The sequence below is a fragment of the Bacillus sp. K7 genome (assembly GCF_053903245.1).
This window is the reverse complement of record NZ_CP096406.1, coordinates 757,647-782,638: the sequence shown is the minus strand read 5'-3', so window position 1 is coordinate 782,638 and position 24,992 is coordinate 757,647. Positions and strand designations below refer to the sequence as shown.

The 24,992-nt window shown below is 49.0% G+C and carries 26 protein-coding genes; 1 reads left to right on the top strand and 25 read right to left on the bottom strand.

Translation table 11 applies throughout. The features are described from left to right. Nucleotides 1–106 precede the first annotated feature (106 nt). The 19 genes from rhgX to M1D98_RS03775 form a co-directional block, all read right to left on the bottom strand. Entirely contained in the window at nt 107–1,945 is a 1,839-nt protein-coding gene (gene rhgX, locus M1D98_RS03865) for a rhamnogalacturonan exolyase (RefSeq protein WP_456280021.1), read from the bottom strand. Between the two features lie 46 nt (nt 1,946–1,991). Further along, on the bottom strand, nt 1,992–3,836 hold the full coding sequence (gene rhgW, locus M1D98_RS03860) for a rhamnogalacturonan lyase (protein WP_456280020.1): 1,845 nt from the start codon (nt 3,834–3,836) through the stop codon (nt 1,992–1,994). Nucleotides 3,837–3,974: 138 nt separating this feature from the next. Beyond that, nucleotides 3,975–4,601 (bottom strand): YesL family protein, encoded by a 627-nt coding sequence (locus tag M1D98_RS03855; RefSeq protein ID WP_121642103.1) that lies wholly within the window; start codon nt 4,599–4,601, stop codon nt 3,975–3,977. After that, nucleotides 4,598–5,260 (bottom strand): YesU family protein, encoded by a 663-nt coding sequence (locus M1D98_RS03850; protein WP_268558877.1) that lies wholly within the window; start codon nt 5,258–5,260, stop codon nt 4,598–4,600. The genes M1D98_RS03855 and M1D98_RS03850 overlap by 4 nt, the downstream gene beginning before the upstream one ends. Beyond that, entirely contained in the window at nt 5,253–5,951 is a 699-nt protein-coding gene (gene rhgT, locus M1D98_RS03845) for a rhamnogalacturonan acetylesterase (RefSeq protein WP_268558878.1), read from the bottom strand. Before rhgT ends, M1D98_RS03850 begins: the two co-directional genes overlap by 8 nt. Nucleotides 5,952–5,964: 13 nt before the next feature. Further along, entirely contained in the window at nt 5,965–8,250 is a 2,286-nt protein-coding gene (locus tag M1D98_RS03840) for an AraC family transcriptional regulator (RefSeq protein ID WP_268558879.1), read from the bottom strand. Nucleotides 8,251–8,272: 22 nt separating this feature from the next. Then, a complete protein-coding gene (gene yesR, locus M1D98_RS03835) occupies nt 8,273–9,307 on the bottom strand; it encodes a rhamnogalacturonyl hydrolase YesR (RefSeq protein WP_100740342.1) in 1,035 nt (344 codons plus the stop codon). 14 nt (nt 9,308–9,321) lie between these two features. After that, the gene (locus M1D98_RS03830; protein ID WP_010329147.1) at nt 9,322–10,212 is read right to left on the bottom strand and encodes a carbohydrate ABC transporter permease; all 891 of its coding nucleotides are present in this window, start codon (nt 10,210–10,212) and stop codon (nt 9,322–9,324) included. Between the two features lie 3 nt (nt 10,213–10,215). Beyond that, nucleotides 10,216–11,145 (bottom strand): carbohydrate ABC transporter permease, encoded by a 930-nt coding sequence (locus M1D98_RS03825; protein ID WP_268558880.1) that lies wholly within the window; start codon nt 11,143–11,145, stop codon nt 10,216–10,218. Continuing rightward, entirely contained in the window at nt 11,142–12,425 is a 1,284-nt protein-coding gene (locus M1D98_RS03820; RefSeq protein WP_268558881.1) for an ABC transporter substrate-binding protein, read from the bottom strand. The genes M1D98_RS03825 and M1D98_RS03820 overlap by 4 nt, the downstream gene beginning before the upstream one ends. A 103-nt stretch (nt 12,426–12,528) precedes the next feature. Next, a complete protein-coding gene (locus M1D98_RS03815) occupies nt 12,529–13,635 on the bottom strand; it encodes a response regulator transcription factor (RefSeq protein ID WP_268558882.1) in 1,107 nt (368 codons plus the stop codon). Next, on the bottom strand, nt 13,635–15,368 hold the full coding sequence (locus M1D98_RS03810; protein ID WP_456280019.1) for a cache domain-containing sensor histidine kinase: 1,734 nt from the start codon (nt 15,366–15,368) through the stop codon (nt 13,635–13,637). The genes M1D98_RS03815 and M1D98_RS03810 overlap by 1 nt, the downstream gene beginning before the upstream one ends. Then, complete coding sequence (locus M1D98_RS03805; protein ID WP_121643715.1) at nt 15,365–15,994, bottom strand: YesL family protein; 630 nt, start codon at nt 15,992–15,994, stop codon at nt 15,365–15,367. The genes M1D98_RS03810 and M1D98_RS03805 overlap by 4 nt, the downstream gene beginning before the upstream one ends. A gap of 110 nt (nt 15,995–16,104) precedes the next feature. Then, nucleotides 16,105–16,377 (bottom strand): YesK-like family protein, encoded by a 273-nt coding sequence (locus tag M1D98_RS03800; RefSeq protein ID WP_010329141.1) that lies wholly within the window; start codon nt 16,375–16,377, stop codon nt 16,105–16,107. A gap of 51 nt (nt 16,378–16,428) precedes the next feature. Beyond that, a complete protein-coding gene (locus tag M1D98_RS03795) occupies nt 16,429–16,971 on the bottom strand; it encodes a GNAT family N-acetyltransferase (RefSeq protein WP_121642093.1) in 543 nt (180 codons plus the stop codon). Between the two features lie 121 nt (nt 16,972–17,092). Beyond that, entirely contained in the window at nt 17,093–17,662 is a 570-nt protein-coding gene (gene cotJC, locus M1D98_RS03790) for a spore coat protein CotJC (RefSeq protein ID WP_010329139.1), read from the bottom strand. A 14-nt stretch (nt 17,663–17,676) separates the two neighbouring features. After that, complete coding sequence (cotJB, locus tag M1D98_RS03785) at nt 17,677–17,940, bottom strand: spore coat protein CotJB (protein WP_010329138.1); 264 nt, start codon at nt 17,938–17,940, stop codon at nt 17,677–17,679. After that, complete coding sequence (gene cotJA, locus M1D98_RS03780; protein WP_456280018.1) at nt 17,924–18,172, bottom strand: spore coat-associated protein CotJA; 249 nt, start codon at nt 18,170–18,172, stop codon at nt 17,924–17,926. Before cotJA ends, cotJB begins: the two co-directional genes overlap by 17 nt. Nucleotides 18,173–18,245: 73 nt before the next feature. After that, nucleotides 18,246–18,875, bottom strand: coding sequence for a TetR/AcrR family transcriptional regulator (locus tag M1D98_RS03775; RefSeq protein ID WP_010329136.1), 630 nt, complete (start codon nt 18,873–18,875; stop codon nt 18,246–18,248). A 249-nt stretch (nt 18,876–19,124) separates the two neighbouring features. On the opposite strand from M1D98_RS03775, the gene M1D98_RS03770 reads away from it, so the two are divergent. Continuing rightward, entirely contained in the window at nt 19,125–20,108 is a 984-nt protein-coding gene (locus M1D98_RS03770) for an amidohydrolase family protein (protein ID WP_268558885.1), read from the top strand. Nucleotides 20,109–20,501: 393 nt separating this feature from the next. Here the strand turns inward: M1D98_RS03770 and M1D98_RS03765 are convergent, their stop codons facing one another. The 6 genes from M1D98_RS03765 to M1D98_RS03740 all read right to left on the bottom strand — a co-directional run bounded on the left by M1D98_RS03765 (nt 20,502) and on the right by M1D98_RS03740 (nt 24,924). Further along, entirely contained in the window at nt 20,502–21,002 is a 501-nt protein-coding gene (locus M1D98_RS03765) for a spore coat protein (protein WP_326980767.1), read from the bottom strand. Between the two features lie 136 nt (nt 21,003–21,138). After that, nucleotides 21,139–21,858, bottom strand: coding sequence for a YebC/PmpR family DNA-binding transcriptional regulator (locus tag M1D98_RS03760; RefSeq protein WP_121642091.1), 720 nt, complete (start codon nt 21,856–21,858; stop codon nt 21,139–21,141). A 157-nt stretch (nt 21,859–22,015) separates the two neighbouring features. Next, nucleotides 22,016–22,192, bottom strand: coding sequence for a phosphatase RapH inhibitor (locus M1D98_RS03755; RefSeq protein WP_121642090.1), 177 nt, complete (start codon nt 22,190–22,192; stop codon nt 22,016–22,018). Next, nucleotides 22,182–23,324: a Rap family tetratricopeptide repeat protein gene (locus tag M1D98_RS03750; RefSeq protein WP_121642089.1), complete on the bottom strand. Its 1,143-nt coding sequence runs from the start codon at nt 23,322–23,324 to the stop codon at nt 22,182–22,184. The genes M1D98_RS03755 and M1D98_RS03750 overlap by 11 nt, the downstream gene beginning before the upstream one ends. A 161-nt stretch (nt 23,325–23,485) precedes the next feature. After that, entirely contained in the window at nt 23,486–24,301 is an 816-nt protein-coding gene (locus tag M1D98_RS03745) for an alpha/beta fold hydrolase (protein WP_456280216.1), read from the bottom strand. A 113-nt stretch (nt 24,302–24,414) separates the two neighbouring features. Beyond that, nucleotides 24,415–24,924, bottom strand: a complete 510-nt coding sequence (locus M1D98_RS03740; protein WP_121642088.1) for a hypothetical protein — start codon at nt 24,922–24,924, stop codon at nt 24,415–24,417. Nucleotides 24,925–24,992: the final 68 nt, after the last annotated feature.

Sequence of the window (24,992 nt, the reverse complement as noted above, 5' to 3'; positions counted from 1 at the left end):
CTGGCATCAATCTGGACGGCTTTTTCCTTGAAAAAACCGATCTTTGGTCTTCCTGCTCTTAGCTACGTCATCTTGCCGTATTGTTCAGCCTTTGATTTGTATCCTCCTATAGCGGCGTCTCCGCTTTGCTGCCCGCTATGTACAGGGCGGGCTTCGGCGGTTTTTTCATTCCCGTTCCAAGATAAAAGCCCGTGTGCGGCGGCTGGTTGTAGGCGGTGTTCTGCCAGGCGATGCCGAGCCGGTATACAGGATCGTGCATGAGCGTGTACAAGCGGTGGCCAGTGAGTTGTGTCGTTGTATAGATGCAAAGCGCGCTGCTGTCTTCGTTTCTCCATATCACTTCTTCCCGCCAATCGCCGAACAGGTTGGCCTGAAGAACAGGGTTTCCTTTTGTCCCGTTGTTGGACAGCACGCCTTCCGGCTGAAAAATCGTCTTCAGGCAGCGGTTTTCAGCATCCCATTTCTCAATCTTTGGCCTGCCAACCGTTCCATCCCAGTCATGATCGAGCAATTCCCTGACCAAGTCGCCGTCCCACCAGATGGCGAAATTGGCTGAGGCCGGGCCTTTGTCGCTGATTTTCTCTCCTTTACTGGTAAAAAGGCCGTATGACATTCCGTCATTGCCCGGCGGGTCGATTCCCCAGACGAGCGAGCCTTTGTAGTTTGGGTCGATATGAGCCGCCATGCCCCTGCCGACGTCAGTTCCGGCATGAACACCCCACAAAATCTCGCCGGTTCCGGCATCACGCAGCGACAGACCGTACGGCTTGGTGGCATCCTCATGAACCTGAAATACTTCAAGCCCTTTTCGGGAAGGATCCAAATCCCCTACATGCATCGCGTCTCCGTGTCCGAGCCCCGTTGTATACAAGCCTGTGCCGTCATGATCAACCGCCATGGCGCCGTAAATGATTTCATCCTTCCCATCTCCGTCAACGTCCGCCACACTCAAGCTGTGGTTGCCCTGTCCTGCGTACGCTTCATGGCCCGGCTGATTGGAATCAAATATCCAGCGTTTTTTGAGCCTTCCGTTTCTGAAATCGTATGCCACGAGCACCGCTCTCGTATAGTAGCCGCGCGCCATCACAAGGCTCGGGCGCTCCCCGTCCAAATAAGCGATCCCGGCGAGAAAACGGTCCATCCTGTTGCCGTAGCCATCTCCCCAATCCTCCAGCTTTCCGCGGGGCGGTTCATATTCCACGGTCGTGAGCGCTTCACCGGTTTCTCCTTTAAACACCGTTAAATATTCCGGACCGGACAGGATTCTGCCCTGTTCGTTCCTAAAATCGGCATGCTCATCGCCAATGATGTGTCCTTTCCCGTCTATTGTGCCGTCGGCTGTTTTCATGGCGATTTCTGCTTTTCCGTCACCGTCTAGGTCATACACCATAAACTGGGTATAATGCGCGCCCGCTCTGATGTTTCTGCCGAGATTGATGCGCCACAAAAAGGTGCCGTCCTGTTTATAGGCATCTATCAGCACGTCCCCGGTATATCCGTCATGGGCGTTGTCTTTTGAATTGGACGGGTCCCACTTCAGGATGATTTCATATTCTCCATCCCCGTCCACATCCCCGACACTGGCATCATTGGCGCTATAGGTGTAAGGCTTTCCGTCCGGCGTCACACCGCCTTCCGGTTTGTTAAGTGGGACCTTCAGGACATTTTCCCGCCAGACGGGAGCTTCTTTGGAAAGCTTTTCTTCCCGCCCTTTGTTGACAGCCGCCACCTGGTAAACAGCGTCCGCCGTTCCGTTTTGATCAAGAAAATTGGTGCTGTCCGCGATCGGCTTGCGGGTGATCCGCGTTCCATCCCGATAAAGGTGAAAAGCCGTCGTCTCATGATCCGTACCGAGAAAACGCCAGCTGACAAACACGCCCTGCTCTGTCTTGACCGCAATTAAACCTCTGGTCAAGTATTCCATCTGCCTCTTTTTTGGTTTCATTTTAGTGGGAACGGGCTGCGCGCAGCCCGTTCCTTCCCCCTTTCTGTTAAGGTGTATACATATTCGGTATTGGCTGTTCCGCCATGCCGTCACCTAAAAAGAAGCTTGTATGCGGCGGCTGGTTATACGCGACATTTTGCCAAGCGATGCCAAGCCGGTACACAGGATCGTGCATCAGCGTGTACAGCCTATGCTCAGTCGGGATGGTCGTCGTGTAAATGCGCAGCGCACTGCTGTCCTCTGTTCTCCACACCACTTCCTCGCGCCAGTCACCAAGTAAGTCAGCCTGAAGCGCCGGTGTTGCTTTTGTGCCGTTGTTGGCGGCCGCGCCTAATGCAGTCAGGACATTTTTCGATACGCCGTTTTGATAATCCCACTTATCGATCCGGTTGCTGTCCAGCTGTTCCCGCAGCAGATCGCCGTCCCACCAGATGCCAAAGTTCGTCGAGGACGGGGCACTGCTTCCGATTTTGACCCCTTTCGCTGTGTAAAGAGAACCGTTTGCCCACACTTCCTGTCCCGGATAACGCGGGTCGATATCAGCAGCCATGCCCCGGCCTACATCCTTGCCCGCATGAACGCCCCAAAGGATTTTACCGGTTGCCGCATCACGGAAGGATAAGCCGTATTTCGCGTTTTTATCCTCATGTACCTGGAATACCTCCAGACCCGGCCGGCTCGGATCAAGATTCCCGGTATGGAGGGCATCCCCGTGTCCCAAGCCAGTCGAATACATGCCTTTGCCGTCATGGTCTACAGCCATTGAGCCGAAGATGATCTCATCTTTACCGTCTCCGTCAACATCGGCGATGCTCAGGCTGTGATTCCCCTGTCCGGCAAACGCTTCATTTCCCGGCTGCGAGGAATCAAATGTCCATAGCTTTGAAAGCTTACCGCCTCTGAAGTTATAGGCAACAATCATGGACTTGGCATAATACCCTCTCGTCATAATCAAGCTCGGCCGCTGTCCGTCGAGGTAGGCAATCCCAGCTAGAAACCGGTCCACCCGGTTGCCGTAGCTGTCCCCCCAATCCGACACTTTGCCGCGGGCCGGTTCAAAGTTTGTTGTAACAAGCTCTTTCCCGGTTGCACCTTGAAACACCGTCAAGTATTCCGCCCCTGAGAGCACACGCCCCTGTTCATTTCTGTAATCAGCGTTGGCATTACCAATCACTTTGCCCGTGCCGTCTTTTGTCCCGTCCGCCGTTTTCATCGCCACTTCCGCTTTTCCGTCACCATCAAGGTCATACACCATAAACTGGGTGTAATGCGCTCCCGCTCTGATGTTTTTGCCGAGATTGATCCGCCATAGCTTCGTTCCGTCCAGTTTATACGCGTCAATCAGCACGTCACCCGTATAGCCATCCTGTGAGTTGTCCTTTGAATTTGACGGGTCCCATTTCAGGATCAGCTCGTATTGCCCATCTCCATCCACATCGCCAACACTGGCGTCATTGGCGCTGTACGTGTAAGCTTCGCCCTTTGGCGTCGTGCCGCCAGCCGGTTTATCCAGCGGGACCGAATGATACGGCTGCGCCCATACAGAGGCTTTTTCAGAAGCCGCCTGTTCGGTTCCTTTTACGACAGCCCGAACCGTATACGTTGAGCCAGCCGATCCGTTTTTATCCACATAATTCGTGGTTTTGACAGGTGAAGCATTCAGCTTTTGCCCGTCTCTGTACACATTGAACGAAACAGATGCGTTTTCAGTGCCAAGAAACCGCCAGCTGACAAAAATCCCGCCATCCGTCTTGACCGCCACAAGCCCCCGGTTCAACGCTTCCATCTGCCGGGCTGCCCCTTCAGCTTTCACAGGACATACAGAGGCTCCCATCACCAACAAGACCAGCAGTGTAACAGCGGTAAACATGCGTTTCCTTCGTGTGTTCATCAGACAGCTCCTTCTCATTTATTTGTAAGCGCTTACTTAAATTGGATTTTATGCGCTGTATGAGCTGCCTTCAATTTCACTTTTTTGCATCCGCCTTATTCAGACACTGCACTTTTTTGCGAAACTGGCACTTTTTTGTTACCCGGCTTGGCGGTGCTGGGCCTCCGTCTTTTGAAACCCTCTGAAAGCAAAAAACATCGACACTAGCCCAAATAAACAAGGGCCGTAAAAGGGGATCAAGCCCGGGAGCGTATACAGCAAATAAAGGACAAATCCGCATCCGATCAGCATACAGCCGGTTGTCAGCGGCCGCATGGCGCCAAACAGCAGCGCTTGCGGAATATATTTACGGAGCGGGAGCTGGTAGTGCACGTAAAGGGGAAACACATACATTAGGGCAATGATATACAAAAACCCAGCAAGCAACGTGCAGCTTGTTACGGCAAAGGACAGCCAATCCGTACTGGCAGAAAAATAATGATAATTCGCGGACAATATGAGCAAAAGAGCTGCAAACGCCAATCCAATCGCATTGACCTTGAGAAACTCTTTTTTGTAGGTATCAAGAAATAACGGAAACACCGGGATATCCTTTTGCCCCATCAGCCATTTCCGTATGACGGCACACATTGCGGCTGTACTCGGCGCCCACCCGAAAAGAACGCCGCCCAAGAGCGTAAACAATAGCCACAGCCCGTTGAGCCACGCGATTTTCACCACCGCTTCGCAGCCCGCATAGAGCGCATCCGTTACCGTTGTTTTCATCTTCTCACCGCTTGATGCACGGCAAAATCTCGATAAGCCGCTTTCATGGGCGCCATCTGCCGGAACCCGATTTTCCCTTTTGTTAACAGAGGCCCATACGTGCTGCCGTCGTCCGTCCACTCAAGAATGGGCAGATCATTAATTGAAAAGTGCACATAGCCTTTGTCTTTGATGAGCTTCATATGGTACGGAGAATCAGCGTCGTCTGGAGAAGGAAGCGGATCGGCTCCCATCGCGGTGAGATGGAAACCGTAGCTTTTTCTTAAATTGCAGGTGCGGAACGCTCTTTCCTCCGCGTATTTTCTGCGGAAATACGATAGGTGAAGCGCGTTGATGTCCCCTGAATGATATTCGGGGTACTTTCCCGTCCTGTTCTTGAGACTTGGATCAAACAAATCCTCGCCGCCAATCCCCGCAGCGGAAAAAAACAGCATACACAGTCCAGGCTGCTCAATCGGGGAGAAGTCCCACGTCACAATGATGCCGTCCGGAAACGTTTCCGGGCACCAATAGACAAAGTGCGCTTCGTCCTGAACATGCGACAGTTGTAAGCGATGATCGCCAAAAGAGATCTGTCCGCCTCCCTCCATCCGCCAATCCTTCACATCGCTTGCTGATTGGAGCTGATTGCGGTACAGGCACGCGCCTTCCTTATACATATTCTTTTCCCTCCCGGCTCACAAGATGATCCTTCAGCGGAAGGCCGAGTTCTTCAATGCCTTCTGCCACAAGCTTCGCAACCTCCATCGCCCCTTCTTCTGAAAAATGCGTATTGTCTTCAATGCCGTCCGGATAATTCGGATGTTCATTCGGCTGAAGCCAAACGAACAATCGCTTCGACTCCTCCGGCCCGTATGTTTCATACAGCACCTTTGTTTTCGCCAGTAGGTCGATCACAGGCACATCAAGCTCCTTCGCCAGTGCTTTCATCGCATCAGGATACTCGCCGAGCGTATGCTCGATCCGCCCGTTTTCATCAAAACGGCGGCGCTGCACTGATGTGACGAACACAGGATGCGCTCCCTTTTCGCGGGCCGTATCGACAAACAGGGTGAGAAATTGCTGAAATGTGGAGTACGGCTTCGTCCCCCGGGGTTTTTGGTCATTGTGGCCGAATTGAATAAACAAATAATCGCCTTGTGTGATGCGCTCGGCAATTGCCTGAAGCCTTCCCTCCTCCACAAAAGAATAGGTGCTCGCCCCTCCTTTGGCGTGATTGTGCACCTTCACATCTTCAGAAAACAATTGCCCGAATACCTGGCCCCACCCCGCCATCGGCGCTTCATGAGGCGGGCAGTCACTCACGGTGGAATCCCCCGCTAAAAACACTTGAATCGCTTTTTCCATCACATGTTCTCTCCTTTCACGGCGTTTCCTGATACATTTGCCTGAAGACACCCGGCGGCACGCCGACTTGTTTTTTAAAAATCCGATTAAAGTAATTGTGGCGATAGCCGACTTCTTCTGATACATCAAGTATTTTTTTATCCGTATTCACCAGCAGCTCTTTCGCCTTTTCAATTCTGATTTGGGTTACATAATCAATAAAATTAATGCCGGTTACTTGCTTAAACGCCTTGCTTAACGTATATGAATTCATGCCAAGCTCATCGGCACAGCTTTCCAGCGAAATATCTGCCATATACTGTTCGTGAATCATGGCGATCACACGATCCGCCAGCTGCTTCTGGTGTCTGTTTTTTCTGCCCTCAAGCTTGGATAGGTAAGGCGTAACGACAGCATCCATCAGCCAGGCCGCCGCCTCATATGGTTCGCGCAATTCTGAAATTTCAAGAAGCAGCTCCCGGCATTGAAACAGTTCGCTCGGATTGAGCCCGGAGTGCAAAATATCCTCCTGAATGCGGGAAAGCAGCTGTATCAGGGCGGAGTGCACATGTCTGTCTATGGCCGTCTTCTCCGCCAGTTCCTCCATGCAGATACGAATCAGTTCCCCGGCTTCCTGTTTTCTTTCCAGCCGGATGGCCTGAACAATTTGTTTTTCCAACTCAAAAGGGTAATAAGGGGCCGACTGCTCATCCTGAGGGAAGTTTGTCTGCAAATCAATCACCTGATGCCGGTTAGCAAACTGCCTGTGGGATTTGCCGCTTTTCACATCCTGATATAATGAAGGGATTTCCGAGATGAGCTCCGTCTTTCTGCTCATCGTCCCGGTCAGGTGCAATCCGGTTACATCACAAAATTGGTGTGCTAAGTCCGTTACATACGCCTTCAGATCACCTCTGTTTGTTTTCATTACAAGCACGGTGACGGAAAGCCGGCCGACATCAAGAATGGAGGGCTGAAAACAGTGTTTTGCCGCAAGCTCCTCGGCGAGATTGGTCAGAGTAAATACAGCGAGCTGTTCATCATCAGGCCGAAAGATGCTTGTTTTACAGCGGAGGCCTGTCACCTGAAGATCAAGCACCTGAAACTTTTTTTCTCCGATGTTCCATCCAGCCTCTCCCATTCGTGATCTGAGACTTGCCTCGTTTTCATAATAAAAATCGCCCTGCAAAAGATGCTGCAAAAAACTTTTTTTCATATGGGGCGTCTGCCGCAGAAGCTGCTCTTGAAGCTTCCGGCTTTCAAGGGATAGGTCATGCCATCTCTTTTCAATCCACTTGAATTCATCCTCCCCGGACACCTGCCACGTTTTCTTCTCTCCGCCGGTAAACAGGCCAAGCAAATGCTGAATAGGACGATAGATTTTTTTTGAAGCGTACCACGTCATGCATACCGCTAAGCCGATGCAAATGACAAGCATGGTGATGATCAATTTTGATAAAAACACCATCGGCGCTGTAATGGCTGAAAGAGGCGCCGCTGACACAAAGGTCCACTGCTGATGCATGCGGTTCAGTTTTCCAAATGAGACGGAATACACATTGCCCTCCCATTCCATCTGAAAATGGCCTTTCCGGTCCGGTTGTTTTTTCACCTCTTCAATTAAAGTCTTTTCTATATCCTTTTCTCCTTCATGAAAAAGCACTTCCCGATTTTGATCCAGAAGCAGGGCACTGCCATCAGGATAAGGGGACAAGCTTTGCAGGATCGACTCCATTTCTTTCTGATCAACCGCCAGCATGATCGCGCCGAACGGTTTCTCCGCCGAGCCCGGAATGAGCTGGATCAGCATCGCCTGATTTCCATATCGCTCCCAATAAATGCTGTTGTCCGAGGCAAGCAGCGAGCGATAGTGGCGAAGCGTCTCCTGTTCTGTCAAAGGGCTGTATTCGGGACTCAACACAAGAGGCCGGGGGCTGTTCAGAAAGATGGAAGCCTGCTCGATCAGCGGCTGCTGGTCCCGTAAAAGAAACAGCTTTTTCGTTAATTGATAGGAGAATGTATAATCTTTCTTCAAATCCTTTTCTGCCAATCCATTCATCAGCGAAGAATCGTATGCCATCTGGGTGAGAGTCAGCTCCAGCACGCCGAGCTTTTCATCCATCCGGCTGACTTCCCGCGCCACCTGTGTTTCATGCGACCTCTGCAGTTCCTTCTCCACCTTATCGATCGAAAGAAAATAGATAGCGCCGCCAGTCAGCAATCCGGGAATACAGGCAATCACCAAAATGAAGACAAAGTTTCTTTTGAAATACGTTCCCTTCCAGCGTGAAACCCGTTCCTTCTGTTGAGGCTGTTTTTTCATCCCTTTCCCCCCGCCGCCATCTCTACTGGTACACGCGTTTTTTCGTTCTCAGCACATCAGCAAGAAACGTCAGCGCAAGTCCCTGTCCCCAACCTTGTATTCGTTTGTAAGGCACCTGTTTGTATCCTTCGGCATTTTTCATGACGGCTGTTCCGGCCGATACCTTGCTGACCCGTCCGTCCTCTTCCACCGCATCCAAAATGGCGGCTAGCGATTTCTGCACATATTTTGTATACAGTTTTCCGTTCGACAAAAGAGCAGATGCAATGCCCGCCGATGCCGAAACCTCGAGATACGAATCGGGATCATCCAAAATTGTATGCCACAGTCCTGATTCATCCTGCAGCCGGACGAGCGCGCTCAGCTGGTCTCTGAGAGAGCCGTCAATGATCATAAAAGAAGGGTGCGTCACCTCAATGAGGGGAAGCGCCTTCGCCATCGTGAGTGCCGCCCAGCCGTTCGCCCTGCCCCAATAAATCCCCGACAGATGATTTTGCGCTTTGTTGTCCCAGGCGTGGTAGTACAAATTCGTGACAGGGTCCTGGAGCACGTCTTCATGTCCGTGAAACTGGCGCAGGCCGTCTTCAAAATAATCCTCACGCTCCATCACCCGCCCGATTCTCAGCATAAACAGCCCCGCCATCATCAGCGTATCCGCCCATGCCTGCTCAGGAAACACATAATCCGCGGAATTAACCGTATGCTGAAGAATCCCCTCGCCAAAGCGCGGCGCTTTATGCAGCACATATTCAGCCATCTCACCCGCCGTTTCCAAATACACATGATCACCCGTCACCTTGTGGAGAAACAAAAGCGTATGGCCGATGGAAACCCCGTTGATCGAAAGCGGCGGCAGCCCATCCTCCAGCTGTTCATCCACCCACGTTTTTAGCAGATTGATATATTCCTCGTTTTCCGTCGCTTCATACGCCTCCGCCACACCGTAAAACGCGACGCCGCCCGGCCAATCCCATGCAAAATCCATCTGAAATGTCCGTTTCACAATGCGGTCAATCACGGATGTAACCTTTTCTTCATCAAAGATAAGCTGTGCCATCTGCAACACTCCTTTTATTTTAATCCGGTCGTGCTAATGCCCTGAACGATATATTTCTGAAACATAAAGAAGACAAGAATCACAGGCAATAACGAAACGGCCGACATGGCAAACATCGCACCCCAGTTCGAAGCCGATTCCGTATCGAGGAAAAGCTTCAGCGCAAGTGAAACAGGGTAAAGCTCAGGTTTATTCAAGTACAAAAGCGGCTGAATTAGCTCCTCCCACTTCCAATAGAAAGAGAAAATCGCAGATGTCGCAAGCGCCGGGGCAATCAGCGGCAGAATGATCCGCCAAAAGCAGGCAAATCGCCCGCATCCGTCGATTCTCGCCGCTTCATCCAATTCCACGGGAATCGTCCGGATGAATTGGATCATCAGAAAAATAAAAAACGCATGCCCGAAAAATGGCGGAACGACAATCGGTTTAAAAGAATTCAGCCAGCCCAATTTCGCAAACAAAATATACTGCGGAATCATCAGCACTTCATGCGGCAGCATTAACGTCCCCATCATGCAGACGAACCAAAACGCTTTTCCCTTAAACGGGATGCGCGCAAATCCGTACGCAATGACAGCCGATGACAGGACGGCGCCGATTGTGGACAGCCCGACAATGATCGCAGAGTTTTTAATAAAGGTCAGAAACGGCTGCCCCGCAATGCCCTTCCATCCTTCAGCATAGTTGCTGAGAATAAAAGGATCGGGAATGAGAGAATGGGAGGTTGTGAAAATACTGGAGCTTTCCTTAAACGAGCTGACAAACAGCCAAATGACCGGATACAGCAATAACACCGCCAGCGATGCTGTAAACACATGGAACAGTATGCGCTTGAGCTTGACGCGCCCGGCTTTTTTTCTCTCAAAAACCGGGTCTTCTCTGACAGGCTGGTTGACCGGCTCCATCCGTCATTCCTCCTTTGACTCGTAATGAACCCAATAGGCCGATGTTTTAAACAAAATCAGCGTAATCAGCCCGACAATGATCAGCATGACCCACGCCATCGCCGATGCGTAACCCATTTGAAAATAGTTGAACGCCCGCTGGAACAAATAGAGAGAATACAAAAGCGTCCCGTCAAGCGGCCCGCCCTCACCCTTTGAAATGATATAGGCAGGTGTAAACGTCATAAAAGCAGAAATCGTCTGCATCACTAGATTAAAGAAAATAATCGGCGTGAGAATCGGAAGCGTGATTTGAAAGAAGCGCTGCACCCGATTTGCCCCGTCCACACTGGCCGCTTCCAAATACGAAGACGGAATGTTTTTCAGGCCGGCCAGAAAAATCAGCATCGATGATCCGAACTGCCAGACGGACAGCAAAATCAATGTCCACAGCGCGCTAGTCGGGTCCTGATACCAAAGAATTTTTTGATCAATCCCCACAAAAAACAGCAGCGCGTTGATAACCCCGTCATTGCCAAAAATGTTGCGCCACATAATCGCCACGGCCACGCTCCCGCCAATAATTGAAGGCAGATAAAAGAGCGTTCTGTAAATAGCCGTTCCTTTTGATGCATTGTTTAAAATGACAGCGATAAAAAGCGCGAAGCCAAGGCGGAGCGGAACCCCGGCAAGCACATACGTAAACGTCACCTTGAGCGACTGCCAATACTTTTCATCACCCGTAAGCATTTCCTTGTAGTTGTCGAGCCCGATCCATTTCGGCGCCGTAAACAAGTCATAGCTTGTGAAGGACAGAAACAGGGACGCTCCCATCGGAATCACCGTAAAGCAAAGGAACCCGATAATAAACGGAGAAATAAAAGCGTATCCCGCCAGATTGTCTTTTCTCATACTCCGGCTTTTTTTCATTGCGTCAGCCCCATTTCCCGTCAATTATTCCTCTCTAAAATTTCATTGGCCTGCTTCCGGAACGTTTTGGCGGCTTTTTCCGGTGTTACCTTCTGGAACAGAATCTGATCAGACGTATCCTTCAGCAGCTTGATGACCTCCGCGCTTCCCACCGGTTCCGGCGGATCGGCTTTGCTGATGTGTTTTGAAGCGTTTTCTACGTATTCCACAATATTGGCCTCTTCCTCATTCAGCTTCGGTTTAATCGCGGCCGCCACCTTGTCGGATACCGGTACGCCCCGCTCGCCTTTGATCAGCTGGTTCGCTTCTTCGTTATTGACGAAGAAATCAATAAATTTCGCGGCCTCTTTTTTATGCTCAGAGCTTTTCGGAATCGAAAACAGCATACTCGGCTTCAGCGTCAGCGCCTTTTCCTGCATATGCTCCGGCGGCAAATACAGAGACAGCGGCGAGTCTGTCAGCTGTGCAAATCCCAAATACTGATTGGAGTAGTTCCACGTAATCGCCGACTTGCCTTTCACGATAAAGTCGTCCTCCATCCCTTTAATCTGTGCGCTTTCATCAGGTGTTGGGGATGTTTTCGCTTTCACCAGCCTCAGCTGCCGTTCAAAATAATCGACAAACAGCTGATCATCTTGATACGCGAGGCCTGTGCCGTCTTCTTTATAAAAACGCTCACCCTTCGTGCGCAAATAATAAGGGAAGAAAATATCAGGCGGGTGCATGCCGTTAGAGCCGTAAACGCCGGCATTTTCCTGAAGGTCATACGCCAGCTTTTCGTAATCCTCCCACGCCCAGTTTTCCTGATTGATGGACACACCCGCTTTCTTCAGCAAATCATCATTCGCAATCACAGACAGCACGTTGACGCCCAGCGTAAACCCATAGAGCTTATTGTCGATTTTTCCGCCCGACAGCATATTCTCGTCGATTGAACTGACATCAATCGTTCCATCCTTTGTATACGGCGTTAAATCTTCGAGCTGGTTCTTCTTTCCGTACTGTGCCAAATAAGCGGTATCCATTTGAATGACATCGGGAAGCTGGCCGGCGGCAGACATCGGCGCGAGCTTTTTCCAGTAGTCATCCCAGTTCGCAAATTCGGCATCAATATGGACATGCGGATTCTTTTTTTCGTAAAGTTCAATTACCTTCGTTGTATAATCATGCCTTGGCTGCCCACCCCACCATGCGATTCTGAGCGTAATGTCTTCTTTTTTCCCTGATGCCTCTTCACCCGCGGAACATCCGCTGAAAAAAAAGACGCAGACAAGCGACAGCAGCACGTAACAAATCTTCTTCAAACCAATCCCCCCTTTAATGTAAGTGCTTACATTTTATTGTAAAGCGTTCAGTGAAGGCGAAACACTCAAAAAACAGTGGCGAAAGTAAAAAAAACAGAGATGGCTATCCTGCGGAAGCGCCTCCCTGTTTTCTTCTGAATTCTGACGGTGTCAGCCCGGTATATTTTTTAAAGACGAGACTGAAATACTTCGGATTATCGCCAAAGCCGATTTCTTCCGCGATGTCTGAGACACTCGCGTCCCGCCTGATTTTCAACTGCTTCATCGCATGCTCAAGACGCACTCGCGTCACGTATTGGGAAAATTTCTCTCCTGTTTCCTGTTTAAATAATTTCCCGAGATAATCGGGATTCATAAACAGCATATCCTTCGCCGCCCATTTTAAGGATAGATTCGGATTTGCGAGCTCATCGGCAACAAGCCTGATCATTTTCGAAATCACCGCGCTCCCGTGCAGGTCACCAGATGCTTCAACGGTATCCCGAAACAGCTGCCCCGCGTGCCGGAGTTCTCCCGTCTGGCTAATTGCCATCTGATAGTCTGTGAAGACGTCCGCCGCCTTTTCAGCGGCGTTCTCTTCCACAGCGAGCACCGTCCAATCTCCGCTGCTGCAAACCGCTGTCAGCGCCGAGCCAAGCGCTTCTCTAACCGCGGCATCAATAGATTGTTCCCCTTTTACAATCAAAAGGCGGACCTTTTTTCCGGCAAGTGAAGGCGGCGGTGACAGCTGGGCCACTCCGGCGATCAAGCCCTCCAAGTATTGATCGGCGGCAAAGGAACGGATATGATCGAGCTCATGCTTCAGATGAGCGGTTCTCTTTTGCCGTATATCGTGCTGCTTCAGCTCGGCAATGATTTCTTCCAACGAGCTGATAATTTGCTGTTCATTGCAGGGCTTCAGCAAATAATGTTTCACTCCGTATTTCATTGCTTCCTTCGCGTATTCAAACTCTCCAAAACCCGATAAGACGATAAATTGAACCGACGGATTGGCGGCTGACACCTTTTTAATCAGCTCAAGCCCGTCCATGCCGGGCATTTTCACGTCTGTGATGACAATATGCGGCTGGTTATTTAAAATCTTGTCATACGCTTCATTCCCGTTCTGCGCTTTACCGATTAAGGAAACGCCAAGCGCCTCCCACTCAATGATTTCTGCCATTCCGTCAAGAATAATCCTCTCGTCATCAGCCAGCAATACTTTATACATCACGCCACCTCATTTCGGCACGGTATTGTGATCACAATCCTTGTTCCCTTGTCTTGTTCACTTTGAATGCGCAGGCCGTACGGTTCACCGAATGTCAGCTTGATGCGTTCTCGAATATTCCAAAGTCCGATTCCTCTCCCCCCCGAAGTTTCGAGAATTTGTTCATCCATGCCGGGACCGTTATCTTCGACCGTAATACAAACACAGTCTTTCATTTTTTTCGCCTGAAGGCGGATGGCGCACGGCCTTATGAAGGGCTCAAGCGCGTATTGAATCGCATTTTCGATCAGCGGCTGAAGCGTCAGTTTCGGAATGAGACAATGCTTCACTTCTGCATCGATATCCAAAGTGAAATTTAAGCGCTCTTCAAATCGAAATCGCTGAATGGTCATATAGTGAAGAACGATATCCGCCTCCTCCTGAATGGTCACTGTATCTTTCTTCATATGAATGCTGTTTCGCAGTAAAAAACCGAGCGATTCCACCATTTTCGAGATTTGCTTTTGCTGATTCGCTTTGGCCAGCCAATTGATGGACTCAAGCGTGTTATATAAAAAGTGCGGGTTGATCTGGGCTTGCAGTGCTTTCAATTCGGTTTCTTTAATGATGAGCTGCTTTTCCACATTTTCTTCCATAAGCTCGTTAATTCGTTTCATCATCACAGTAAAATGGCGGTTCAGCATGCCAGCCTCATCTTGTGTATGTTCCGGCAGAGAAAGCGCTACCCCCGCTTCAATGCCGCCGTCCTGTACCGATTTCATCGCGGACACAAGCTGCTCGATCGGCTCCGTGATACTATTGGCGATTTTCCTTCCGGCAAGCAAAACCACACAAAAAAACAGGAGAAAACACGTGCCGATCACCGTTTTCATAAAGGAAATTTTTTCGAACATCTGATCAAAGGGGATGACGTTATAGTAGCTCCAATTTTGATAGGATGATTGAAGGAAAGAAATAAAGTACCGTTTGCCATTCTTTTTTATCAGGTCATAACCAGGATGCTTCAGCGTCTCCTTTGCCGCCTCGGGCGCAAGCACCGAGGCATGTGCAGAATACACCAAGTTCCCGCCTTGGTCGGCGATCATGATGCCTCCGACCGCATCGCCCCAATCCTTCGGCAAATCACGAATCATCTGTTTCACATTGACTTGGATCAGCACCATGCCCAAGTCGTTCAAACTCAGCTGGCGATACGATCTGATCTGCCGCGCTGAAATCAGGACAGGATCTGAACCGCCGAGCGTCATCCAAAGATTTCTTCCGTTTTTCGCTTTGGCTCGTGTAAACACCTCTTCCTGCTGCTGCTTCAACATGTCTGAAGAACTGCTTCCGGCTGAATACGCTGAGCCGCGGGCATCAATCAAATGAATGGAATCGATGTACTTTTCATCTCCGGCATATTCCGCAAGCTGATCCCACAGCTCCTGCTTCATTTGATACTGATCATACGTATCATCACGATGTTGCATGCTCAGGATGCGCTGAATCTGTTCGTTCGTAATGATTTCATATGACACATCCTCAATCTTCTTCAGCTCGTCTTCGATCCTTTCAGAAGACATCCGCAGCACCTCCGAAGACTTGCGGTAAATCTGCTCATCATACACATGAAAGGCGTACTGCACCCCGCTGTATACAAACAGAAAGGACACGGCCATAATGAAAGATAGAAACACAAACAGCTTATCCCTAATCTTCATCCGCCTGTACCAGCCCGCAGCTCTTTTTTTCATGCTGCCTTTTCTTTCTCCTGACGCTGATCCATTGACTGAAACGCTTTAAAGGAAAGCTTCGTTAAGATCAGGCTAAGCAAACTCCCGCTGAAAAACAGCAGAAACGTTACGTGAAACAGCATGAGAAACAACACACCGACTGCGCCCGCCGCCATCATGAGCGTCACCGCAGGACGGCTGAAGGCAATCAAAAAGCTGATGCTCAGCACTTCTCTGATTTTCACATCAAAATGAGAAAACACCGGAAACACATACAGGACAACAAATGCGAAAATCAAGCTGATGCTCAAAAACACATTGACGAGCACAGGCTGATTCATCTGCGCCGCAATCCGCATATCCGCAAACAGAAACAAGCCGGCCGTCACAAGAATGAGCCCGAGAATCTGTGCGGCCCGCCACTCCTTTTTGAATGCCTGAAAAAAGACAGAAAACACCGGGGCATCCATGTTCCCCTTCGCCCATTCTCTTGCCACTGAAAACATCGCGGCAGTAGCGGGCATCAAACCAAACACAACGAGGCCCGCAAGAGAAAATAACAGCCAAAGCACATTCAAATAGGCCAGTCTCATCACCCACGTGCAAAAACGATTCAGCCCATTCGCCACACTGTGTATCATCAATATCACCTTCCTGTTGTAGAAAACGCTTTCATTCCAAAGTAATATGTATTTCTCCTTTCGAAAGAAAATTCCTGCCTCCCTATAAAAATTCGACATCACAAGAAACATCAGCCTTATCTATTCCTGTATCGCATGATGGCCTTTTCGATCAAATACCCCGCAATGGCTCCGCCAATGACATGAAATCCAAGCACACCGAGCATAGCACCCTCCCAGCCGCGCACATAAACGAGGCTATACCAGATCGCAAGCACACCAAGGACAACCAGCCCTGCCAATATCCATTCCGGCCATCTTTTATCAGGAAGTTTCACCCTAACAAAAACGGATGCGCCTGCGAAAAGACAAGCCGTCAAGATCCCTGCCAGCAAAACAAATGACCACATTCCCTGTCCCTCCTTTTAGAAAAAGACAAAAAAGCCTCCTGCAAAGGACGCTTATTCTGCCGACATTTCTTTTTCAAACAAATGATACCCAGATGCATCAGCACCCCTGAAATCATATCCCATTCGCCGGTAAAACGAGTGCAAGGCGTCATTATCAGCGACACAGTCAAGCCGAATCCGTGTTTTCCCCGGATAGTCAACACCCGTCTCTGCCCAATGAAGGATACGCGCACCAAGCCCTTGTCCCGCAAACCGGCGGCTGACCGCCAAACGGTGCAAATAAATGGACGCGTCATGCCCGTCGTCTCCCCAAAGTGTCCGGTCCCACTCGCTCGGTTCCGGCAGCAGCATCACGACAGCCGCAAGCTCTTCGTCTTTTTTAAACACAAACACATGCCCATTTTCAATTGAACCCGCGATATCATGAGTATCTTGTCCTTCCAGCAGACCGCTCCATTGGTTAGAGCCCCGGTCCCGGAGCCATTCAGCTGTTCGGACGAGCAGCCCGGTAATCGATTCTGCATCCTCATACACGGCCGGACACGCGCAAATTCCATCAGCTAGTGTTTCATTCGTAATCTTGAAAGATGACATAAAGGCCTCCCAATCAAAAAGTAAACTTTCACCCACCTTGATTATAATGCAGACCTGCCAGCAAAAACAGACATTTTCTCTGTATGTAAAAGGGTGCATGAAAGAGAGGCCCGGCTGCCCGTTAGAAAAACTTCTTCTTATCCCGCTCTTCTTTTAAAATCTCAACCGCTTCTCTGAAGCGCATGGAATGCACAATTTCACGCTCCCGCAAAAAACGAAGGGAATCGTTCAAATCAGGATCATCCGAGATATCAATCAGCCATTGATACGTCGCCCGCGCTTTTTCCTCTGCCGCAATGTCTTCGTATAAATCGGCAATCGGATCGCCCTTCGCTTGGATATAGCTCGCTGTAAACGGCACGCCTGCCGCATTATGATAAAACAGCGCGCTGTCATGATTCACGTAATGTTCGCCAAGCCCGGCTTCACGCAGCTGCTCCGGCGTGGCGTCTTTCGTTAACTTATACACCATAGTCGCGATCATTTCCAGATGGGCAAATTCCTCCGTGCCGATATCTGTTAAAAGGCCGATGACTTTATCAGGAATCGTATACCGCTGGTTCAAATACCGGAGTGCCGCGGCCAGCTCACCGTCCGCTCCGCCATACTGCTCAATCAAGTATTTCGCCAGCGTCGGATTGCACGTGCTGACCTTAACAGGGTATTGCAGCTTCTTTTCATACACCCACATTCAGGCATTCCTCCTTATACTTGCCACGGCCAAGGCCCTTGATTCCAATCCCAATCCTCGCCCGCGGGGCTGTTGCCGTACTGCAAAAGCGGCCCGTAAGAGGATTCGAACTTTCTTTTTAAGTGCCTTGAATAACCGGAGTATTGATTGAACTGCTTCAGCGCGTCTTCATCATGAGGATGTGTATCTAAATAAAGGCTCAACTCAACAAGCACAAAATCCGCCGCCTGTATTTGCTCTAGCTGACGGTAATATTCGGCATCAACCTTTTTTGCCATATGCGTCTCCCCCTCGATAAGGGTTTTCATAAAAATCATAGAGATCCTTCCAAAGGGTGCCTTTCCTTAAAGCCTCCATCGGCGAAAACTGTTCCATATGCTCAGGCTGAAACGCCATATAGAGATTGGGCGGCGTTCTGTAGTACTTCTTCCCTATGGGCGGACAGGGATCAAAACGGCTGTGAAAGGGCGTATATGATTTGACAGGCATAAACGGCTGCATATCCTTCATTCCGGTTCCTCCTTTCTCAAAAACAATGACCTTAATAGGTATGAGGCGGGAGGTATGATTATGACTGAAACTGCTAATAAGGAAGCTTGATCTGCTCCTCAATCCCCGCGATACGGAGCGGGCCCAGCAGCGTTAAACGCGTTAACTGATTCGCCATAAATAACGGACTGTACTTCATGCCGCTCTCCAGCCAGGAACAAATGACCCCAATATGAGCGGATGTGATATAGCTGATGAGAATCTCTTTCGGCACCTGTAGCGCCTTGTCTGATTCCTTAATGGAAGAAAGCAATTCCTCGTAAATTCGCTTCTGTACGAACTCCGCCATAAGACTTCTGAATTGCGGCAGACCCCTGTCGCTCAGCATCACTTGAAAGTATTCGGCATGTTCATGGATGTACTCAAATAGCTTAACAAAAGATAAAGGCGGATGATCCTCATCAATGCTGACCGGTTCGACCGGCGTTTTCGGCTTTACCTGACGGATCAAATCATCTAGAACCTCGGTCATGCTTTGAAACAGAAAATCCTGTTTATCCTGATAATGCAAATAAAAGGTGCCGCGGGTGAGGTCCGCTTTTTCCGTAATTTCCTGAATCGTAATCGAGTTGGCATCTTTTTCTTTCAGTAGAGCAATTAAAGCATCTCTTAAATATTGGTTTGTTCGTCTGATTCTCGGATCGACTTTGCGTTTTTTAGACATTTTTTTCCTCCTTGTCTAACTTTCATTTTCTCCTGAACAAATCTTCTGCGGATGTCTACTTCTAAACATTTGAGCGTTCTCTGTTTATTGACCTTTCTCTAAAATCTACTGTACCATGAACGTACATCTTGTACATGGTGTAAAGTAATGAACATAGTGTTCATTATCTTTCTAAACGAAGCTTCGTTACGTAAAATGAGTGCACTCCATCTAATCTCACCCGCTATGATAAAGAGAGGAGTCTTTGCCATGAATGGAAAAATCGCATTAGAAGAGCATTGGGAATCTCCTGATTTTCCGGCTACAGGAAGCCACAATTTTACTGACGATGAGTATTTCAGCGCTGTCCAAAAACGATTGCAGGAATTCGAAAACCGAATTGAAGACATGGATCGAAACGGCATCCAAACGTCAATTCTCTCCTTGACACAGCCTGGAATTGAAGGCATCACTGATCCTGAGCGAGCGGTGAAACTCGCAAAGCAAATGAACGATCACGCTGCGGAATTCTTCGTTTCTAAGCACCCTGACCGCTTTAAAGCATTTGCCGCGGTGCCGTTGCAAGATCCTGAAGAAGCCGCGAAGGAACTCGAACGAGCCGTAAACGAGCTCGGCTTTGCGGGCGCCTTGGTCAACGGCTACAGCAACATCGGGGACGAAAACAATGCCCAATATTTAGACGAGCCTCAGGTACGCCCTTTCTGGGAAAAAGCCGCACAGCTAAAGGTTCCCGTCTACCTGCATCCGCGTATCCCGCTGCCGAATCAGCAGCGAATTTATAAAGGCTACGAAGGGCTTCTTGGTTCAGCGTGGGGCTTCGGTTTTGAAACAGCAACACATGCCATCCGCCTGATGCTCAGCGGCCTTTTTGACGAATACCCTGATTTGACTGTCATCCTTGGCCACTTAGGCGAGGGCCTGCCGTTTACATTGCCGCGGGTTGAACACAGACTTCGCCATCAGCGTCCTGAAACCCATGGCAACCATCAGAAAGCGCCGACTGAATACCTCCGCAAAAACTTTTATCTCACAACAAGCGGCGTGTTCAGAACACAGGCCCTAATTGATACATTGTTGGAGGTTGGCTCAGACCGCATCCTCTTCTCCGTCGACTATCCGTATGAAACGATGGAAGAAATCTCTTCCTGGTTTGACCAATGCCCAATCAGTGAAACGGACCGATACAAAATCGGCACTGAAAACGCGGCTAAGCTTTTTCAATTGAATCAATAAAAAGAAGACCTTCGGCAGAGCCGAAGGTCTTTCTAGATTAATCAGTCCTTGCAGCATAAGCAGCCGCAAACCTGCCGCCTCTATTCTCTGCTACAGATCGGAACGGAAAACCCGGCGTCTCCACACAGCTCCGTTGATCCCCGCCGCTTTGCCTCATTTAGAAACGGGAACAATAAGCCGGAGAAATCTGTTTCAGCCGATATCCGTTAAAAGGCCAATGACTTTATTCACAATACACATTTCAGCATCAGCAAAGCGCACCCTTTCACCGTCCGGCTGAAATACGCCCCCTGTGCCAAACTCAATCAAACGGTTAGCGATTCGATTTCAGACTGAACAGTCAAAACAAAAAAACACCCTTGGAATGCAAGAGTGTCCCTTTTTACCTCATCTTTATTTATAGCCGCCTTGTCCCCAGTGGCCCATATGGTGGTGATTATCTTTTCCATCATGATGGGGGTTACCCTTATGATGATGGGGATTCCCATCATTCTCATGATGCATGCCATAGCTCGGAGAACTTACAGTTCCAGAATAGCCTCCATAGCCTCCGCCTTGCATACCGTAGCCCGGGTAGCCTCCGCCTTGCATACCGTAACCCGGATAGCCTCCACCTTGCATGCCATAGCCCGGATAGACCCCGCCCTGCATACCGTAGCCCGGGTAGCCTCCGCCTTGCATACCGTAGCCCGGGTAGCCTCCGCCTTGCATACCGTAGCCCGGGTAGCCTCCGCCTTGCATACCATAGCCCGGATAGCCTCCAGCTTGCATGCCATAGCCCGGATAGCCTCCGCCTTGCATGCCATAGCCTGGGTAGCCTCCTTGCATGCCATAGCCTGGAGAAACGCCAAAACCAGGTCCGCCATAGATATGTCTTGTATCCATATCGTTCATATTCACTCTCTCCTTCACATAGGTTACAGTCCAGAGTATGAAAATACCTGACAGATCGTATAGGCGGATGCCCATATACAGCTCATACAAATTCAAGGGACAAGAAAAAAACAGGCTGTGGCAGCCTGCTCATTTTTTATTCACCTAAATCTACGTTGTGGTACACCTGCTGAACATCTTCCAAATCCTCTAATGCATCAATCAATTTTTCAAACTGTTCCTTCGCATCATCTGGAAGCTCCACTTCACTTTGCGCAAGCATCGTCAGCTCGGCAACAGTAAATTCTTCAACGCCGGCATTTTTAAACGCCTCCTGCACCGCATGGAATTGATCAGGCTCGGCATACACGATGGCACTGTCATCCTCTTCCAAAATGTCACGGACATCAACATCCGCTTCCATCAAAATTTCAAGCGCTTCGTCAGCTGATTTTCCATCCACACCGATAACTGCCGTCGCGTCAAACATATAAGCAACAGATCCGCTCACACCCATGTTTCCGCCGTTTTTCCCAAATGCTGCACGCACTTCCGGCGCTGTACGGTTTACATTATTCGTCAGCGCATCAACGATGATCATTGATCCGTTCGGCCCGAAGCCCTCATAACGAAGCTCATCGAAATTTTCTTCCGCTCCGCCCTTCGCCTTCTCAATCGCACGCTCAATGATATTTTTCGGCACACTGTACGTCTTCGCGCGCTCAAGCACAACCTTCAGCGCCTGATTGGATTCCGGATCAGGCTCGCCCTGCTTTGCCGCCACATAAATCTCACGCCCAAACTTGGCATAAATCCGACTCGTATTCGCGTCCTTAGACGCCTTCTTCTCTTTAATATTGTTCCACTTACGGCCCATGTTGCTCCACTCTCTTTCATATATATCAATCTACATATTGTGATTCACTTTATCCATTATACCTCAAATGGTTTGGTTGTTTCGAGTCTCTTGCGTCAGAAATAGAAGGAATGCCGCGGGTGAAAAAGCGAACGTCTTCCAAAAGCAAGAAAAAGCCCTAGCTAAGGGCTTTCTCCTTCTGGTCACTTATAAGATGAGGGGCATGATCGATAGACGTCGTGTTACGATCCGTTGATTCCTTAAAGTCCCCGGAATTTGTCAAGAAAGGAAACGAACTGCTTCCGCAAATCAGGGTAACAGCAAGGCACATCATTACTTTTTTCTTAATAAGCATATAAACACTCTCCTTTTTGAATTTCTTCTTGCGCTTTCAGCACTTTTCGATAAAACGCGGCAGCGAGTTCAAAATGGCAGCGGCTCTCAAAAACAGCGGCAGCACTTCGGGCACAGGCTTCCATGTAAGCGTGCAGGTTCTTTTTCTCAAAATAGCTTAAAAGATCATGAATTTTGCTTTCGTCAATAGCTTCTTTGTACACGGTTTGCAAGAACGTATACAATTCTTTATAGAATTGATAAGAAGTCAGTTGCGGATAGGTTGTGATATGCGCCAATCCTTCTTCTATTGACCGAAACGCCTCTTGTATCCGGCCAGCTTTACATCGTGTCCAGCTTAAACCTAACAAGACTTTCGGAAGCAGATCAGGTACCTTTTCTCTGCTTATTTTCGCCGCTTTTTGAAAGTGTTCTATCGCCATATGATCGTTTCCTGATCTGTCATAGCTGTTCGCGATGTTCAACAAAGAAATGGCGATAAACCGGTCGTTTTGAATATCCATTGCCAATTGCAGCGCCGTATCTAAATGCGGGAGCGCTCTGTCATAACGCTTGAAATCATCATAGTTGCCCGCGATTACAAACAAGCTTTGTATCGTTCTAATACTGTATAGAGGATGTTTTTGATAAATGTCTAAGGCCTGAAGGATATGGTGCATCGACACATGGGTTTGCTTCATATGGTAATATGCTTCTGCCACTTTAAAATGGAATTCCGCTTTCTCGATTTCATCTGACACAAACGGCAGCTCGTTCTCCGCCTCGCGATAATATCCGATCGCTTCCACGTATTCTTTCTGATCAAATTCATACATGCCGCGGAAAAACAAAGAGTAGTATTTCAAAAGACCTGTGAGTTTTTTCTGAGGAGTTTCAATCGTTTCCCGTAGCTCTGTCACTGTAGGGCGATTCCCGTATGATTGTCCCGGCTCCAAATAATCCAGCATCAACTGGTGCCGAAAACACATGAGAGAATAATAGATCAGCAAGTCCTGATCCTCTTCCATCTGCTGAATGTCCTGCTCCACCTCCGCTTTGAGAATCTCAGCATCCGGAACACTAAATTGACGTATCATCTTATACCAGTCATTAATCTTAACACCAACACGCGAAGACGGTATGGCTTGACCCAACGGCTTCCCTCCCTCTATGTAAGATATGTCATATTCTATCAATCCAAAAATTTGAAAACAAGACGAAAGGAAGAAATTGTTTTTTCATCCTGTCAATTCGTTTTCTCAATACAATTAATGCCTGACAGAGAAATCACACAGAATCTGTCAGGCATTACGTGTTATCCATTCATTTGATTCATATGGGCCATAATCTCTTGAGACACCAATAAAGGATTGTCCAGCATGGAATAATGGCTGCATTCCGGAAGCACTTTAAACGTGGAATTCGGGACCGTCTCCTGCAGCTTGAATCCCCAGTATGGCGGAAGGTACCGATCATATTGCCCATACAAAAACGTGGCCGGTACGCGCACTCCCTGAAGCCCAGGAACCACATCTTCTGTTTGATGATGTTCAAGCGCGAGGGAAGCTTCCTGTAACTCCCTTGGCCCGTTTTCATGATCAAACGGCGCGATAAAAGCTTGAAGAATCTCGGGTGTAACCATCTGCTGATGAAAGATCCCTTCTCTGATCATCCGCTCAATGAAATATGGAGACGGCTCAAACTCAGGCGCTGTCGGATACCGCAGCGATACTACTTTAGGGAGCGGCCAGTTGCTGAAGGCCACGCCATCAATTACCACAAAACTGTCTACCCGGTCCGGATACTGGACGGCTAATATTTGCGCGACTCCTCCGCCCAGATCATGCCCGACAACGTTTACTTTCTGAATACCAATCATATCTAGCAGCGATATGATGTACTGCGCCTGCATCGGAAGGGTCAGCTCTTCTTTTGCCGCCCTGCCTGAAAGTCCGTATCCAAGCATATCAGGGGCAATAACAGTGTACTGCTTGGCCAGCTGCGGGATCACATTCATCCACAAAAAAGAGTTTGTCGGAATTCCATGTAACAGCAAAATCGTTTTGCTGCCGACACCTGCAGTCCAGTAAAACAATTTGTGCTCGCCAATCTGTATTTCTTTCTGAAGCATGTCCAAGCAAAAGCACCTCCTGAATAAAACTCATTATTTGTTGTTCCCTTTTTATGTAATATTACTCAAAAAAGCCTTTCCATTTGATCATTGGAAAAGCTTTCACCTATGGTTCACTCATTCCCGACATGCTGATAGTGCTGCAGCGTCAGCCGCTGCATTTGTTCACTGGCCATCGGAACAAATTCACCATTTCCTCTTCTGATCAGTCGGGTATACAGCATTTGCAACGCGGCATCTTGGAAAGACATTTGAAGATGAATATTCCTCACGTTAGGATGTTTCATCATTAATGCGGAATTAAAATTATCACTTCCCATGAGTTTTGCGGTCGACCTAGCCTCAAGAGCAATATCTTTTTCAGCAGCCGAAAGAGCCCCTGAATGCTGGTGAAAATGCACGTGCGGCATCTCAGGCAAATGCACCTCACTCGTTTGATCCGGGTTGATCAGTGCCAGCATCGCCGTGACATGAGTTCTTAAAAGATTCGCATGCAATTGGATCAAATCCCTCAAATCGCGATGCCCAACAGCAGATCCGTATGCTTTCAGCTTAGAAATCACACCTTCATGGGTGCTCAGATGCTCTGCCATTATCCCCAGATCTACGGCAGGAAGTTTCATTAACACCCCTCCTTTATTGTCTGTATAGGCTATGAACGATCGAAAAAATGGTGCATTGTTTTCCCAAA